The organism is Streptomyces sp. NPDC046900 (assembly GCF_040644975.1).
Taxonomy (GTDB): domain Bacteria; phylum Actinomycetota; class Actinomycetes; order Streptomycetales; family Streptomycetaceae; genus Streptomyces.
On the sequence record NZ_JBEYXD010000005.1, the window covers coordinates 140,603 to 154,927 of the forward strand.

The 14,325-nt window shown below is 69.3% G+C and carries 14 protein-coding genes; 3 read left to right on the top strand and 11 right to left on the bottom strand.

Annotated features, from left to right (window positions below; all coding sequences use genetic code 11):
* Nucleotides 1–17: 17 nt before the first annotated feature.
* The 9 genes from ABZ904_RS07505 to clpS form a co-directional block, all read right to left on the bottom strand.
* On the bottom strand, nt 18–545 hold the full coding sequence (locus ABZ904_RS07505; RefSeq protein WP_361821739.1) for a hypothetical protein: 528 nt from the start codon (nt 543–545) through the stop codon (nt 18–20).
* Between the two features lie 141 nt (nt 546–686).
* Entirely contained in the window at nt 687–2,762 is a 2,076-nt protein-coding gene (locus ABZ904_RS07510; protein ID WP_361821742.1) for a putative Ig domain-containing protein, read from the bottom strand.
* A gap of 364 nt (nt 2,763–3,126) precedes the next feature.
* Nucleotides 3,127–4,077, bottom strand: coding sequence for a cysteine synthase (locus ABZ904_RS07515; protein WP_359391605.1), 951 nt, complete (start codon nt 4,075–4,077; stop codon nt 3,127–3,129).
* 6 nt (nt 4,078–4,083) lie between these two features.
* The gene (locus ABZ904_RS07520; protein ID WP_360991502.1) at nt 4,084–4,425 is read right to left on the bottom strand and encodes a MoaD/ThiS family protein; all 342 of its coding nucleotides are present in this window, start codon (nt 4,423–4,425) and stop codon (nt 4,084–4,086) included.
* A 149-nt stretch (nt 4,426–4,574) separates the two neighbouring features.
* Nucleotides 4,575–4,670, bottom strand: a complete 96-nt coding sequence (locus ABZ904_RS07525; protein WP_359391607.1) for a putative leader peptide — start codon at nt 4,668–4,670, stop codon at nt 4,575–4,577.
* A 79-nt stretch (nt 4,671–4,749) separates the two neighbouring features.
* Nucleotides 4,750–5,172: a M67 family metallopeptidase gene (locus tag ABZ904_RS07530; RefSeq protein ID WP_359391608.1), complete on the bottom strand. Its 423-nt coding sequence runs from the start codon at nt 5,170–5,172 to the stop codon at nt 4,750–4,752.
* A 211-nt stretch (nt 5,173–5,383) separates the two neighbouring features.
* On the bottom strand, nt 5,384–6,805 hold the full coding sequence (locus ABZ904_RS07535) for an amino acid permease (RefSeq protein ID WP_361821746.1): 1,422 nt from the start codon (nt 6,803–6,805) through the stop codon (nt 5,384–5,386).
* 685 nt (nt 6,806–7,490) lie between these two features.
* Nucleotides 7,491–8,096, bottom strand: coding sequence for a DUF2017 domain-containing protein (locus ABZ904_RS07540; protein ID WP_361821749.1), 606 nt, complete (start codon nt 8,094–8,096; stop codon nt 7,491–7,493).
* Nucleotides 8,097–8,107: 11 nt separating this feature from the next.
* The gene (gene clpS, locus ABZ904_RS07545; protein ID WP_359391611.1) at nt 8,108–8,425 is read right to left on the bottom strand and encodes an ATP-dependent Clp protease adapter ClpS; all 318 of its coding nucleotides are present in this window, start codon (nt 8,423–8,425) and stop codon (nt 8,108–8,110) included.
* 92 nt (nt 8,426–8,517) lie between these two features.
* On the opposite strand from clpS, the gene ABZ904_RS07550 reads away from it, so the two are divergent.
* On the top strand, nt 8,518–9,846 hold the full coding sequence (locus tag ABZ904_RS07550) for a nicotinate phosphoribosyltransferase (RefSeq protein WP_360991492.1): 1,329 nt from the start codon (nt 8,518–8,520) through the stop codon (nt 9,844–9,846).
* A 250-nt stretch (nt 9,847–10,096) separates the two neighbouring features.
* A complete protein-coding gene (locus ABZ904_RS07555) occupies nt 10,097–10,681 on the top strand; it encodes an isochorismatase family protein (protein WP_359391613.1) in 585 nt (194 codons plus the stop codon).
* A gap of 28 nt (nt 10,682–10,709) precedes the next feature.
* Here ABZ904_RS07555 and ABZ904_RS07560 read toward each other — a convergent pair whose 3' ends face one another.
* Complete coding sequence (locus ABZ904_RS07560; RefSeq protein WP_359391614.1) at nt 10,710–11,048, bottom strand: hypothetical protein; 339 nt, start codon at nt 11,046–11,048, stop codon at nt 10,710–10,712.
* A 165-nt stretch (nt 11,049–11,213) separates the two neighbouring features.
* Nucleotides 11,214–13,541, bottom strand: a complete 2,328-nt coding sequence (locus ABZ904_RS07565) for an immune inhibitor A domain-containing protein (RefSeq protein ID WP_360991488.1) — start codon at nt 13,539–13,541, stop codon at nt 11,214–11,216.
* Between the two features lie 477 nt (nt 13,542–14,018).
* On the opposite strand from ABZ904_RS07565, the gene ABZ904_RS07570 reads away from it, so the two are divergent.
* Complete coding sequence (locus ABZ904_RS07570) at nt 14,019–14,306, top strand: hypothetical protein (protein WP_359391616.1); 288 nt, start codon at nt 14,019–14,021, stop codon at nt 14,304–14,306.
* The last annotated feature ends 19 nt before the right edge of the window (nt 14,307–14,325 follow it).

Here is a 14,325-nt window from a genome sequence, read left to right on the forward strand (position 1 = left end):
GTCCGCGTGACGCGTTCTCATGGCTCGGTCACCGTGACCGTGACCGTCCACTGCTCGATGCCCAGGCACGACACCTGGCCCGGGCGCTTGGCGCACAGCGGGCGGGTCGCGGTGAGCCGCGCCGTGCCCGGGGCCACCGCTTTGTAGGCGGCGACGGCGTCGCCGGGCTGGATGACGATGCCGGCGTTGGTGGCCTGGATCGCGCCGCCGGTGGCCTTCACGGTGGTCCACGGCCGGTCCTGGGTGCCGTCCAGGGTGAGGCGGAGCTGTCCGCCCTGCGTCAGGCATACGGTGCGGCCGGTGTCGGCCGCGGTGAGCTGTACCTCCGGAGCACAGACCGTCCCGCTCGCCGTGGGGGCCGGGGAGGGCGGTGCCGATGGCGACAGGGAGGGGGAAGGGGACGCCGAGGCCGGTGTCGGGCCCGAGGGGGTCGACGCCCCGCTGCCCGCGGCCGAGCCGCCGGCCCCGCTGCCGCAGCCCGCGACGAGGAGCGCCGCTGCCGCGGCGGCGACGAGGGTGGTCCTGTGGAACGTCGTACGGCGCATGGGCGGCCGCCTTCCTGTGCCTCGTCCATTGTCCTGTGCCCTGCCGCTGGTGTGACGTTTCTCCAGCCCATCAGGATCCCTGGCCGAGCGCCACCGGGCCCCGGCCGCACACACGGCCGGGGCCCTTTGCGCACAGGTGCGTCAGCTGGTCGTCAGGGCGGTGTCGTCGACGACGAAGCTGGTCTGCAGCGAGGAGTCCTCCACGCCGCTGAACTTGAGGGTGACCGTGGATCCCGCGAACGAGGAGAGGTCGAAGGACTTCTGGGTGTATCCAGAGGCCTTGTTGAGGTTCGAGTACGTCGCCAGCGTGGTCGACCCGGCGGTCACCGTCAGCTTGTCGTACTGGGTGCTGGTGGTGGTCTCCGCCGTGTCGATGTGCAGGTAGAAGGTGAACGTCGCCTTGCAGCCGGACGGGATCGTCACCGACTGGGACAGCGTGTCGGTGTGCGAGATTCCGTATCCGTCGAGCCAGGCCTTGTACGAACCGGTGTGCGCGGCCTCACCGGTGTCGTTGGTGATGACCCCGCTGGTGGCGGTCCAGGTGGTGTTGCCGGACTCGAAGCCCGCGTTCCCGAGCAGCTGTGCCGAGGAGCAGGTGCCGCCGGAGGAGCCGACCGTCCAGCTGAAGGAGGCCGAGCCGGAGGCGCCCGTGGAGTCCTGGGCGGTGACGGTCACGTTGTAGGTGCCCGCGGTGGAGGCGGTGCCGGAGATCAGGCCGGTCGAGCTGTTGATCGACAGGCCCGTCGGCAGACCGGTGGCGCTGTAGGTGAGGGCCGCACCCGCGCTGTCGGTCGCGTGGATCTGCAGGCTGACCGAGCCGCCGGTGGTGGTCGACTGGCTGCCCGGGCTGGTGACGGTCACGGTGTTGCCGCTGCTGCTGCCGGCGGTGAAGGCGGCGGTGCCGTTGGGGGTGCCCCAGCCGGTCGGGCCGTCGTAGCCGGTGGTGGCGGTGCAGAAGTACGAGGGCGAGCAGCTGCCGTTGTTGCCGGTGGTGACGTCGTACAGGTTGGAGGTGTGGGAGTACGGGTACTTCGCCGGGTAGTCACTGGCTCCCGGGGTGCCCGCGAGGGCGTAGACGCCGGCGACGATCGGCGAGGAGGCACTGGTGCCGCCGTAGACCGCCCAGCCGGAGCCGCCGTAGGTGTCGTAGACCGCCACACCGGTGGCCGGGTCGGCGACGGCGGAGACATCGGCCTCCATGCGCCGGGAGCAGCCGGTGTCGGTCTGCCAGGAGGGCTTCGGGTCGTAGGCGGAGCAGCCGGAGCCGGTGCCCTCGGTGCTGTTGGTCTTCCACACCGACTCGGTCCAGCCACGGGAGTTGGAGGACGTCGTCAGCGCGGTGCCGCCGACCGCGGTCACGTACTGGGAGGTCGCCGGGTACTCGGCGCCGTAGGCGGAGTCGCCCGAGGAGACCGTGATGGCGACACCCGGGTGCTTGAAGTACTGGGTGTCCTCACTGGTCTGGGAGGAGGACTCGGAGCCGCCCCAGCTGTTGGAGACGAACTTCGCGCCGAGGGAGACGGCCTCGTTCTCCGCGATGCCCAGGTCGCTGTCGGAGGCCGAGTTGGCCTCGACCAGGATGATGTTGCAGTTGGGGCAGACGGCGCTGACCATGTCGATGTCGAGCGCCTCCTCACCGGCCCAGCCGGAGTCGTTGGCGGGCAGCGACGTGGTGGAGCCGGTCTGGCTGACCTGCTTGAAGCAGCCGTTGGCCTTGGTGCACGCCGACAGGCCGTAGGTCGAGCGGTAGGTCGCGAGGTCCGACGCGGCGTTGGGGTCGTTGTAGGCGTCGACCACGGCGACCGTCAGGCCCGAGCCGCCGGTGGAGGGCAGGTTGTAGGCGCTGTGCAGGTTGGCCGGGCTCAGGCCGGAGGGTGCGGCGGCCAGCGCGGCGGACAGCCGCTGCTTGATGTCGGTGCGCCGCTGGGCGAAGCAGGAGGCGTGGCCGGCGCTCGGGGTGCCGCAGAGGTGCTGTGTCGGCACCTTCTGACCGGCCTTGCCGGTGGAGTGGAAGGTCTGGGCCTTGGGGTCGGTCAGCGCCTTGGCGTTCTGGGCGGCGCGGGTCGAGTGCGTGGACTGTGCGGTGTCGGGGGCGCTCTGGGCGCCGGCGGACGGGGCCGCCATGAGGCCGGCGACGGTGAGGGCGAGAGCGGGGAGTGCGGCGGTGAGGAGTCTTCGCAGACTCCGGCGCCGCTTGCTCGGGCGGGACTCACGCATGGGGGTGCTGCCTCTCGGTTTGAGGCCGGCGCCGCGGGCGGCCTGGGTGGGGCCGAACGCGGAGCCACAGCCGTAAGTGGGGATTCACGAGCGAGTGGCAGGCCGTGACGCGCGTAGCGACGGTGAACACACGGTCATGGTCATGACACCTGGAACACCTTGAACACCCCACAGGGCCCAGTGAGCGGGTCATGACAGGATGCGGGCAGAACGTAGCCCCGGAGCGGAGAGAGCGGGCAGTCCCGGAGGAAGATCTTTGCCCCTCCATAGGCGGCACTTAGCGCACCCATGGACAGGGGTTGGCGCGATGATGAGAAGGCGGGTCCCGGGGGCGAAACCCCCGGTCACCCCTATAGGGATAACCCTATGCCCACAGCTGACCGTGCAGCGTCTCGATCGCCTCTTCCGTCGTCGCCGCCGTGTAGACGCCCGTCGACAGGTACTTCCAGCCGCCGTCGGCCACGATGAAGACGATGTCGGCGTTCTCGCCCGCCTTGACCGCCTTGTTGCCGACCCCGATGGCCGCGTGCAGGGCGGCACCGGTGGAGACCCCGGCGAAGATGCCTTCCTGCTGCAGGAGTTCACGGGTACGGGTCACCGCGTCCGCCGAGCCGACCGAGAAGCGGGTGGTGAGCACCGAGGCGTCGTACAGCTCGGGTACGAAGCCCTCGTCGAGGTTCCTGAGGCCGTACACCAGGTCGTCATAGCGCGGCTCGGCCGCGACGATCTTCACGTCCGGCTTGTTCTCGCGCAGATAGCGGCCCACGCCCATGAGCGTGCCGGTGGTGCCGAGACCGGCCACGAAGTGCGTGATGGACGGAAGGTCGGCGAGGATCTCGGGCCCGGTCGTGGCGTAGTGCGCGCCCGCGTTGTCCGGGTTGCCGTACTGGTAGAGCATCACCCAGTCCGGGTGCTCGGCCGCCAGTTCCTTGGCGACGCGCACCGCGGTGTTGGAGCCGCCGGCGGCCGGGCTGGAGATGATCTCGGCTCCCCACATGCCCAGCAGGTCCCGGCGCTCCTGGGAGGTGTTCTCGGGCATCACGCACACCATGCGGTAGCCCTTGAGCTTGGCCGCCATGGCCAGCGAGATGCCCGTGTTGCCCGAGGTGGGCTCCAGGATCGTGCAGCCCGGGGTCAGCCGCCCGTCCTTCTCCGCCTGCTCGATCATGTGCAGCGCGGGGCGGTCCTTGACCGAGCCGGTCGGGTTGCGGTCCTCCAGCTTGGCCCAGATACGGACGTCGGCGGACGGCGAGAGCCGCGGCAGGCGCACCAGAGGGGTGTTGCCCACCGCGGCGAGCGGAGAGTCGTAGCGCATCTGCGATCAGGCCGTTCCGGAGCGCCGCCCGGCCACCACACGGGCCGGCCGCGGCTGCGCCGCGGCGGAACCTCCCGCCACGGCCGGCAGGATCGTCACGTTGTCGCCGTCGGCGAGCTTGGTGTTGATGCCGTCGAGGAAGCGGACGTCCTCGTCGTTCAGGTAGACGTTCACGAACCGGCGCAGCTCGCCGCCGGCGGCCTCGTCGACGATGCGGCCCTGGATGCCCGCGTGACGCGTCTCGAGGTCGGCGAAGAGTTCGGCGAGGGTCTCCCCGTTGCCCTCGACGGCCTTCTGACCGTCGGTGTACTGGCGCAGGATGGTGGGGATGCGGACCTCGATGGCCATGGCTTGGGGCTCCTGTCGGGAGAGGTCTGGATGGGGGGTGCCCCCAGCTCGGAGCCGAGGGCTGGACGGACGGCACACTGCGGCGCAAGAGCGGGTGGTACGCGGGGCGGAGTGCCGCGGCCCTCATGGCCGTCGGCGACAGGGCGGCGTCAACAAAAGGCGCTGTTCAGCCTGCACAGGTCGACGTGCAGCCGCGCCACGAGCAGCGTGCCCGGCGTCTTCTCGCTCACGTCGTGGAAAACCATGGGGTCATCGTATCGATTCCCGTGCCGGTGACCGGAGTGTGATCTCACATGATGGATGAATTCTGACCGAATTGCGGGATCAGTAGTGCTCCACCACGGTGACCTCCTCTTCCGTCACCTCGCCCTCCAGAATCCGGAACGAACGGAACTGGAACGGGCCCGCGTCGTCCGTGTCGGCGGTGGAGACCAGGACGTAGTGCGCGCCGGGCTCGTTGGCGTACGAGATGTCGGTGCGGGACGGGTACGCCTCGGTCGCGGTGTGGGAGTGGTAGATGACCACCGGCTCCTCGTCGCGGTCGTCCATGTCCCGGTACAGCTTGAGCAGATCGCCGGAGTCGAACTCGTAGAACGTGGGCGAGCGGGCCGCGTTCAGCATCGGGATGAAGCGCTCGGGGCGGCCGGAGCCCACCGGGCCCGCGACCACGCCGCACGCCTCGTCGGGGTGGTCCTTGCGCGCGTGGGCGACGATCTGGTCGACGAGGGCCTGGGTGATGGTCAGCATGACGGTCAGGATAAGCAGACAGGGTCCGCGCGCAGCGCGTCAGGCGGAGCGGCGGCGAGCGGCGAACGGGCCGCCCCGTACCGGAAAGTGGTACAGGACGGCCCATATCGCGGACATCGTGAGCGGCGGGCGGCCGGCGGTGCGGCCAGGAAGCCCGGGTGACCACCGTAGGTCCAGCCGGCGCCGGCCCACCAGTAATACAGCCCGGCCGCTACGCGACCTCGGCCGGGCGGCGCCGGACGGCGGCCAGGTAGCCGACGACGAGCAGCAGGAACCAGACGCCGAAGACGTACAGGCCGAGCCGGGTGTCACCGTTGAGCGCCATCAGGACGACGACGAAGCCGAGGGCCGCGATGCCGAGCCAGTTGGTGACCGGCGCGCCCGGCATCCGGAAGTCGGAGGCCGGCAGGAGACCGGCCCTGACCCGGGAGCGGTAGCGCAGATGAGCGGCGAGGATCATGATCCAGGTCCACAGCCCGGCGCAGGTGGCGACCGAGGTGATGTAGACGAACGCCTTGTCCGGCGAGAGGACGTTGACCACCACGCCGAGCCCCATGACGAGCGTCGAGACCACCAGCGCGGGCAGCGGCAGCTGCCGGCCGCTGAGCCTGGCCACCGTGTCGGGGGCCTCTCCGCTGAGGGCCAGCCCGCGCAGCATCCGGCCGGTGGAGTAGATGCCCGAGTTGCAGGACGACAGCGCGGCGGTGAGCACCACGAAATTCATGATCCCGGCCGCGCCCGGGATGCCGACGGCCCCGAAGACCTGCACGAACGGGCTCACACCCGGGGTGTACTTGGTCCAGCTGTAGACGGAGAGGATGACGATCAGCGAGCCGACGTAGAAGATGCCGATACGGACCGGAAGGGTGTTGATGGCCCGGCGGAGGGTCCTCTTCGGGTTCTCGGCCTCCCCGGCGGTGATGCCCACCAGTTCGACACCCAGGTAGGCGAAGATCACGCCCTGCATGGCCAGCATGGCCTGCCAGGTGCCGCTGGGGGCGAACCCGCCGTCCGACCACAGATGGCTGACCGAGGCGGTGTCACCGACGGAGGAGAAGCCGAAGGTGAGGATGCCGATGCCGATGCCGATCATGGCGACGATCGCCGTCACCTTGACGGTGGAGAACCAGAACTCCAGCTCCCCGAAGAGCTTGACCGAGACCAGGTTGGCGATGAAGAGCACGGCCAGCGCGATGGCGGCGGTGGACCAGACGGGCACCGAGGGCCACCAGTAGTTGATGTAGTGACCGGCCGCCGTGACCTCGGACATGCACGCGGTGATCCACAGCGCCCAGTACGACCAACCGGTGACGAACCCGGCGAAGGGGCCGAAGAACTCCCGGGCGTAGTCGGCGAAGCTGCCCGATGTCGGGCGATAGGTGAGCAGTTCCCCGAGGGCCCGCATGATGAAGAAGATCACGATGCCGGCGGCCGCGTAGCACGCGATGAGGCTGGGCCCGATCTTCGCGATGCTGGCACTCGAACCGTAGAAGAGCCCGGTGCCGATCGCGCCGCCGATGGCGATCATCTGGACCTGGCGGCTGTTGAGACCGCGCCGGTATCCCTCCTCGGCGGCCTCGCCGCCCACGGCCTTGCCGATGTCGTGCTCCTGGTCGACCTGGGACGAGGTCATGTCGGTGCGCCTTTCTCCATGCCGATCCGAGCCGCTCGTGCGACCTCGGATCGGGTTCCGATCCCCCCCGGATTTGCTGGAGTGTGCCTGGCCGACGGTCCGTCGACTCGGTGGCGCGCCCGGCCGGACATGGGTGCTGTCCTCCGCCAAGCGGTCGTGAAGGTCTACCACGCCGTGAGGTTGATCCACCGCTCAGCGTGTGAGGTGCGCCACACTCAGTGACACCCACGAGGCATCAAGGATGACAAATGGGGCAGCGGTGGTGACGCGATCGTTATCCGGATTTGAGTGTCCTCTGAGCGACCACATGGACACGTTCAGGTGACCGGCGGGCGGCTGCACGGCCTGCGCCCAGCCCGGCAATACGGGCCGTGTCCCGGCCTCCGGCCGCCCACGGAACCCGGCTCCCCCGCCGCGGCGGCGACCGAGGCTCAGCTCTCGATCAACTCACTCGCCTCATGATCTTCGCAGCCGCTAACGCCCCGTCGAGGATGGACCGGGTTCAACAAGGACCTGGCGAGCAAGGTCGCCAAGCAGGCCGTCGGTGCGGGTGCGACCTCCCGCATCACGGCTCTCGTGAGCTGAGACCGGGCGACACAGCAAGGAGAAACGATTCTCCGGCGGGTGCGTCGTCCAGGCCGGCGGCACCCGCCGCGCGTGCGCGACGGGCGGGCCGACCGAGAGCTCAGGGCATCAGGGTCGTGACCAGCGTCTCCTGAAGCCCGCCGAGCCAAAGGTAGGCCATCACCATGGGCTTGCGCGGATCCTCGTCCGGCAGCCGGTAGAGGTGATCGGTGTCGTCCTCGTCGACGACCTCGAGGCGCGAGCCGATCGCGAGGCGCAGGTCGTTCAGAGCGCCGAGCCACTGCTCGGACTCCTGCTGGGACAGCTTGAGGACGCCGCCCTCCTCGCTGGCCGAGGTGAGCGCGTCGAGCGAGCGGATCACCGCGAGGGCGTTCTCCCGCTTGCGGGCGCGCAGATCGTTCTCGGTGAAGCGGCGGAACTCGGCGGAGTGCGCGTGCTGCTCCTCGGCCTCCTCGGGCGAGGCCGGCTCGCCGCCGGGCCCGCCGTACGCGTCCGGGAGCAGCCGGCGCAGCACGGGGTCGGAGGGCGGTTCGCTCGGGCCCTCGTTGAACAGCTCGGCGAGGGGGTCGTCGGGGGCGTTCTCGGCGGGGCCCGGCCCGATGAGCTCGAGCAGCTGCACGGCCAGCGACCGGATGATGGAGATCTCGACGTTGTCGAGGGCGACGGCGGCACCGCCGCCGGGGAGCGATTCGAAGTGTCCTGACATCAGGGAGGTCGTTACTTCCGGTCCTGCTGGAGGGTGGCCCACAAACCGTAGCCGTGCATGGCCTGCACGTCGCGTTCCATCTCCTCGCGGGTACCGCTGGAGACGACCGCCCGGCCCTTGTGGTGGACGTCGAGCATGAGCTTGGTGGCCTTGTCCTTGGTGTACCCGAAGTACGTCTGGAAAACGTACGTCACATAGCTCATGAGGTTGACCGGGTCGTTGTGCACGATCGTCACCCATGGGACATCGGGTTCGGGGACGGCGAACTCCTCCTCCGCCGACTCGGTCTTTTCGATCTCTAGGGGTGCGGGTGCCGTCACACGGCCCATGCTGCCACCTCGACCGGGGCCCCGCGCAAACGGACACCGCGACCACCACCACAAATCGTCAGACTGACGAAATGGGAGTACGATCAACGCTCATGAACACTGCGGACCTTGGGTTGCCGGTGGACGTGCCCTCGACGGCGCTCTTCACCGACCACTACGAGCTGACGATGCTGCAGGCCGCCCTCCAGGCGGGCAGCGCCGAGCGGCGCTCCGTCTTCGAGGTCTTCACCCGGCGGCTGCCGGACGGCCGCCGCTACGGCGTGGTGGCCGGCACCGGGCGTGTCCTGGACGCGGTCGAGAACTTCCGCTTCGACGGGGACGTCCTCGGCTTTCTGCGGGAGAACCGGATCGTCGACCGCGACACCCTGGACTGGCTGGCCGAGTACCGCTTCGACGGCGACATCTGGGGCTACCCCGAGGGCGAGGTGTACTTCCCGGGCTCGCCGATCATGCGGGTCGAGGGCTCCTTCGCGGAGTGCGTGCTCCTGGAGACCGTGATCCTCTCCATCCTCAACCACGACTCCGCCGTCGCCGCCGCGGCCTCCCGTATGTCCTCGGCCGCCGACGGCCGGGCGCTGATCGAGATGGGCGCCCGGCGCACCCACGAGCTGGCCGCCGTGGCCGCCGCGCGCGCCGCGTACGTGGGAGGCTTCACCACCACCTCCGACCTGGCCGCCGGCTTCCGGTACGGCATCCCGACGGTCGGCACGTCCGCCCATGCGTTCACCCTGCTGCACGACAGCGAGCGGGACGCCTTCCAGGCCCAGGTGGACTCGCTCGGCCGGAACACCACGCTGCTCGTGGACACCTACGACGTCGCCGAGGCCGTACGCATCGCCGTCGACATCGCCGGCCCCGAACTGGGCGCCGTACGTATCGACTCCGGCGATCTGCTGCTGGTCGCCCACCGGGTGCGGCAGCAACTGGACGAACTGGGCGCGACCGACACCAAGATCGTCGTCACCTCGGACCTGGACGAGTACGCCATCGCCTCGCTGCGGGCGGCGCCTGTGGACGCGTACGGCGTCGGCACCCAGCTGGTGACGGGTTCCGGCCATCCGACCTGCTCGATGGTCTACAAGCTGGTCGCCCGCGCCGAGTCGGCGGACCCGAGTGCTCCGCTGATGCCGGTGGCGAAGAAGTCGGTCGGCGGAAAGACGTCCATCGGGGGGCGCAAGTGGGCCGCGCGGCGGCTCGACGAGGACGGCGTCGCGGAGGCCGAGGTGATCGGCACCGGGCCGGTCCCGCAGGAGCTCGTCGACCGGCAACTGCAGGTCCAGCTGGTCAAGGGCGGCCAGGTGATCGCCCGCGAGCCGCTCGACGTCGTACGCGACCGGCACACGGCCGCGCGCGCCGGCCTCCCGCTGTCGGCGACCCAGCTGTCGCGCGGGGAGCCGGTCCTTCCGACCGAATACGTCTGAGGCGTTCCGTACGACGCGCTCGGCACCGCCCGGGGGGCCGGAGCGGGTGTGGCTTCGGCCGACCCGTCCGGCTCGGCGCATGAACGGGCGGCCGGTGGGAATGCAACGGCAGCGCGACCCGCGCACCTGCCGACCGCCACACGCCCCCTCCCGCCCGGCCCGTGAAGTCTCTAGGCTCGGTAGTTCGTACAGACGGCCGGGCCTCGCACCCCTCCACTCCGATCCGCCGCCAAGCCGAAGGACACCGACCATGCGCCGCGCCTTGATCGTCGTAGATGTGCAGAACGACTTCTGTGAAGGCGGCAGCCTCGCGGTGGCCGGTGGTGCCGATGTGGCCGCCGCGATCACCGAGCTGATCGGTCAGGCCCCCGCCGGCTACCGGCATGTCGTCGCCACCCGCGACCACCACATCGCCCCCGGCGGGCACTTCGCCGACAACCCCGACTACGTGCACTCCTGGCCCGCGCACTGCGTCGCGGGCACGGAGGGCGTGGGCTTCCACCCCAACTTCGCCCCGGCGGTCGCCTCCGGCGCGATCGACGCCGTGTTCGACAAGGGCGCGTACGCGGCGGCCTACAGCGGGTTCGAGGGGGCCGACGAGAACGGGGTGCCGCTCGGCGACTGGCTGCGCGCGCGGGAGGTCGACGAAGTGGACGTGGTGGGGATCGCCACGGACCACTGTGTACGCGCCACCGCCCTGGACGCCGCGCGCCAGGGCTTCCGCACCCAGGTGCTGTTGGACCTGACCGCAGGCGTGTCGGAGGAGACCACGGAGCGGGCGCTGGAGGAGCTGCGCGAGGCCGGCGTGGAGCTGTCCGGCAAGCCCGTGGTGTAGGGCACGCGCACTCCTCCTGCGCCTCCTCCTAGGCCTGAGCCTGCGCCGTCTGGCGCCTCAGCAGCGCCCTGATCGGGTGCCACAGCTCCTGGGACAGCTCCTGGCCCGCGCTGTCGGGGGCGGTGCGCCATATCAGGCCGTCGGGGTGGTGCAGGACCGCCGTGATCTCGTCGGGGGTCGGCGGAGCCACGTTGCCGCGCAGGTAGACGGCGCGCAGACCCAGATTGCGCAGGCGCGTCAGCGCCCGTGCGCGGTTCTGGGCGAGGACGAGCACGCGGACGAAGCCGCTGCCCGAACCTGGACTGGGCAGGTTCAGCGCCACCACCACGCTGCCGCTCGGCAGCTTGCAGAAACCTCCTGCGGCCATGCCTGTCACACCCCCGTGAGACCTTGTGTCAATAAGAGAGCTACAGGACGCACCTAAACACGATCGGCCGCGCCCCGCTAGAGGGTCGCGGCCGATCGCACTCTGACCTGCGAAAACACTATTCAGTTTGTGATCGGTGCCACCAGGGACATGATCGTCCGGGAACTAGTGCTTCTGCGTGAGCACCGCCACCGTCAGTACGCTGCCGTCCGTCGTCTGCTGCAGGAGCTTGAGCTTCGTGTGGGTGTCCGGCACCTTCACACCCGCATACGGGGTCTCGGGGTAGTAGTACGTGCCCTTGTGGTCGTCGAAGAGCGAAACGCCCGGGCGGCTGTTGATCTTCACGGCCACGCCGTTGTTGTGCAGGGTGATCGCGTCCGTCCGCTCCAGGGAGAACGAGGAGTCGAAGGCCTGGATGCGGTTGCGCATGTAGGTCCCGTTCGCCCACTTCAGCGGCTTGGCATTCGCGTCGATCGGCAGAATCAGGCCCTCGCCGGGGTGCGCGCTGACGTTGTTGTCGGACTGCGAGGTGTCCCAGAGCCAGATCAGCAGACCGTTCTGGTACGGGAAGTGCTCGACCCAGCCCGGCTTGGTGTTCAGGAAGCCGAAGTTGTACGGGCCGGTCTTCAGGGTCGAGTCGTACGACACGTACTGGCGGTTCTCGGCGATGTAGTACTGCGGGTAGTCGCCGCTGTAGGAGGCTCCCTTGACGGAGAAGCCGCTGACGGCCCAGTCGCCGGTGCCGTTCTCGGCGCCGTCGCTGAAGACGGCGGAGCCGTCGGCCGTGATGGTGATGTCGTCCGCCGCGAAGCCCTTCTGGGCCACCCCGGTGTCGGTGGTGTAGCGGAAGCGCAGCTTGATCGACTTACCGGCGTAGGCGTCCAGCGGGTAGACCAGGTCGCCGTACTTGTCGATGGTGCCGGTCAGGGCCGGCTGGTCGCTCGCGTCGCGCGGGATCGCGGCACCGTTCACCGTGCCGTCGATCGCCTTCCAGGTGGCGCCGCCGTCGGTGGAGACCTCCGTGTACAGGAAGTCGTAGTCCTTCTCGATGTCGTAGTAGCCCTTGAGGGACAGCGAGGCCGACGACTTGCCCGTCAGGTCGACGTCACGGGTCAGCGTGTTGTTCAGGCCGTTGCCGCTGCCGCTCCACCACTGGTACGAGCCGCTCGCCGGGGCGACGAGGTCCGTGGTGACCGTCTTCTTCGGCAGCGTGACGATCAGCGCCTGCGGCTTCGCGGTGTTGTACTCCGAGTAGCCGAGCTTCGTCAGCGAGGGGGAGCCGGAGCCGACGACCCGGTAGTTCAGCCAGCCGAGCTCGAGCTTGTCCCAGGCGGTGAAGTCGCCGGGGGTGTCGCCGATGCTGTTCTTGCCCGTGCCGAGCCACGAACCCGAGGACATGAGGTCCCAGAAGGCGGTGGAGTTCTCCGCCCGCCCGGTGGTGTCGTAGTTGTCGGGCAGGCCCAGGTCGTGGCCGTACTCGTGGGCGAAGACGCCGAGTCCGCCGTTCTCCGGCTGGATGGTGTAGTCGCCGACCCAGACGCCGGTGTCGCCGATCTGGGTGCCGCCGAGCTTGTTGTTCGCGGGGCCGGTCTTGCCGGCGTCGGTGCCGTACGCGTACCAGCGGTGCGCCCAGATGGCGTCCTCGCCCTGCGCGCCGCCGCCCGCGGACTCGTCCTCACCGGCGTGCACGATCTGGAAGTGGTCGATGTAGCCGTCGGGCTCGTTGAAGTTGCCGTCGCCGTCGTGGTCGTAGCGGTCCCACTGGTCGTACTGGGCGATCGCGGACTTGATCTGGGCGTCGGTGTCACCGGCGGCCTTGCGCTGGGCGACCCACTTGACCAGGGCGTCGCTGACGAGGTTCCACACGCAGGTGTCACACTCGTTGGTGCCGTAGCGGGCCTCGTTGTAGTCGACCTTCACCCAGTCCTGGACCTGGCCGTCGACCGAGTAACGGCCCGAGGAGGCCTTCTCGTAGAACTGCTTGAGGGACTTCTTCTTCGGGTCCGTGGAGAAGTAGAGGTCCTGGAAGTGCTGCCGGTTGTAGTCCGCCTGCCACGCGGTGCTGTTGTCCGCGGCGCGGTCCGGCTCGGCTATCTGGTTGTGCGCCGGCCCCGCGGTGCCGCCGTACTGCGACGTCTTGGTGCCGAACTCGGCGAGGATGGTGAAGATCTTGTCGGTGCGCTCACGGGCGAGTTCGACGTACTTGCCGTTGCTGAGCTTCACCACCTTCGACGCGCCGCGGTCGGTGACCTTGGCCTTGCCCGAGATGACCCGGCCCAGTGCTTCCTCCCGCTGGGCATCCTGAGTCTTGCTCAGCGGTCCGTCGAGGTCGTGCTCCCTGCTCTTGACCGGCTGCGGGTCGTGCCGGTTGGCGGCAACCGACGAGACGCCCGGCCCGGTCTGGGCCGCGGCGGACACCGACAGCGTGGCGGTGGCCGCCGCGAGCGTGACGGCCGCGGCGGCCGCTCTGAACGTCCAGGATCTGCTGTTCACTTGTAGTCCTCCCCGACGCGTCCGATCGCGCGGAAGAGGGGTCCTGTCCTGGAAGGTCCGCGCGCGGTGTACGCGTGTGTCAAGTGACGACATTTGACCGGAGGTTTAAGAGAAAAGACAGATCTTGACTTGAACAGGCCAAGTGCATTAACGGAAGCAGACGTCCGCTATGCGAACGGCATAATCCCCTGTCAACAGGCGCGTAAGCCCGTCCAGTCGGTGGACCGAATGACTCTGTGCGCCCCCCGTGCACCAGCACCGTGCGTTAGGTCACGCTTACCAGCGGTTCCGCTCGGGCATGCAGGCGAATAGAGTCGGCGGGCAGTACGGCCGGAACGGCGGCGGATCGCCCTGCCGGCACCTTGTCACCCCGCGATTCCGGGCTGGACCCCAAGTGCACCGGCAATCCACACAGTTGTCCGCATCCTCCCCCATAGCGAGAGGCACGGGGGGAGACCCCCACCCCGAGGAATGGCCATGCCTCGTCCGAACGCCGCACAGCTCGCCTACGGTTCCTGCACCGTGATCTTCTCCACCCTCGCCATGCTGCTGCTGTCACAGACGAGTTCGAGCCTGGGGATCGCCGTGATCGCCCTCGCGGCACTCGCTCTCGGACTGCTCGTCGCCGTGACGGTCCCACTGCCGAAGTCCGCGTCGGGGGCCGAGCGGCCCGCCGCCGTACGGCAGGCCCCGGCCGGACGCCCGACGGCGTCCGTCGGATCCACCACGGGCGCAGAGCCCGTACACGAGACGGCGCACCCCTGAACCGAGCGCGCTTGCACAG

What these genes read in the sequence shown, in the direction of transcription:
- ABZ904_RS07505 (WP_361821739.1), bottom strand. Translation starts at nt 545, where the DNA reads ATGCGCCGTACGACGTTCCACAGGACCACCCTCGTCGCCGCCGCGGCA.
- ABZ904_RS07510 (WP_361821742.1), bottom strand. Translation starts at nt 2,762, where the DNA reads ATGCGTGAGTCCCGCCCGAGCAAGCGGCGCCGGAGTCTGCGAAGACTC.
- ABZ904_RS07515 (WP_359391605.1), bottom strand. Translation starts at nt 4,077, where the DNA reads ATGCGCTACGACTCTCCGCTCGCCGCGGTGGGCAACACCCCTCTGGTG.
- ABZ904_RS07520 (WP_360991502.1), bottom strand. Translation starts at nt 4,425, where the DNA reads ATGGCCATCGAGGTCCGCATCCCCACCATCCTGCGCCAGTACACCGAC.
- ABZ904_RS07525 (WP_359391607.1), bottom strand. Translation starts at nt 4,670, where the DNA reads ATGGTTTTCCACGACGTGAGCGAGAAGACGCCGGGCACGCTGCTCGTG.
- ABZ904_RS07530 (WP_359391608.1), bottom strand. Translation starts at nt 5,172, where the DNA reads ATGCTGACCATCACCCAGGCCCTCGTCGACCAGATCGTCGCCCACGCG.
- ABZ904_RS07535 (WP_361821746.1), bottom strand. Translation starts at nt 6,805, where the DNA reads ATGACCTCGTCCCAGGTCGACCAGGAGCACGACATCGGCAAGGCCGTG.
- ABZ904_RS07540 (WP_361821749.1), bottom strand. Translation starts at nt 8,096, where the DNA reads ATGTCAGGACACTTCGAATCGCTCCCCGGCGGCGGTGCCGCCGTCGCC.
- clpS (WP_359391611.1), bottom strand. Translation starts at nt 8,425, where the DNA reads ATGGGCCGTGTGACGGCACCCGCACCCCTAGAGATCGAAAAGACCGAG.
- ABZ904_RS07550 (WP_360991492.1), top strand. Translation starts at nt 8,518, where the DNA reads ATGAACACTGCGGACCTTGGGTTGCCGGTGGACGTGCCCTCGACGGCG.
- ABZ904_RS07555 (WP_359391613.1), top strand. Translation starts at nt 10,097, where the DNA reads ATGCGCCGCGCCTTGATCGTCGTAGATGTGCAGAACGACTTCTGTGAA.
- ABZ904_RS07560 (WP_359391614.1), bottom strand. Translation starts at nt 11,048, where the DNA reads ATGGCCGCAGGAGGTTTCTGCAAGCTGCCGAGCGGCAGCGTGGTGGTG.
- ABZ904_RS07570 (WP_359391616.1), top strand. Translation starts at nt 14,019, where the DNA reads ATGCCTCGTCCGAACGCCGCACAGCTCGCCTACGGTTCCTGCACCGTG.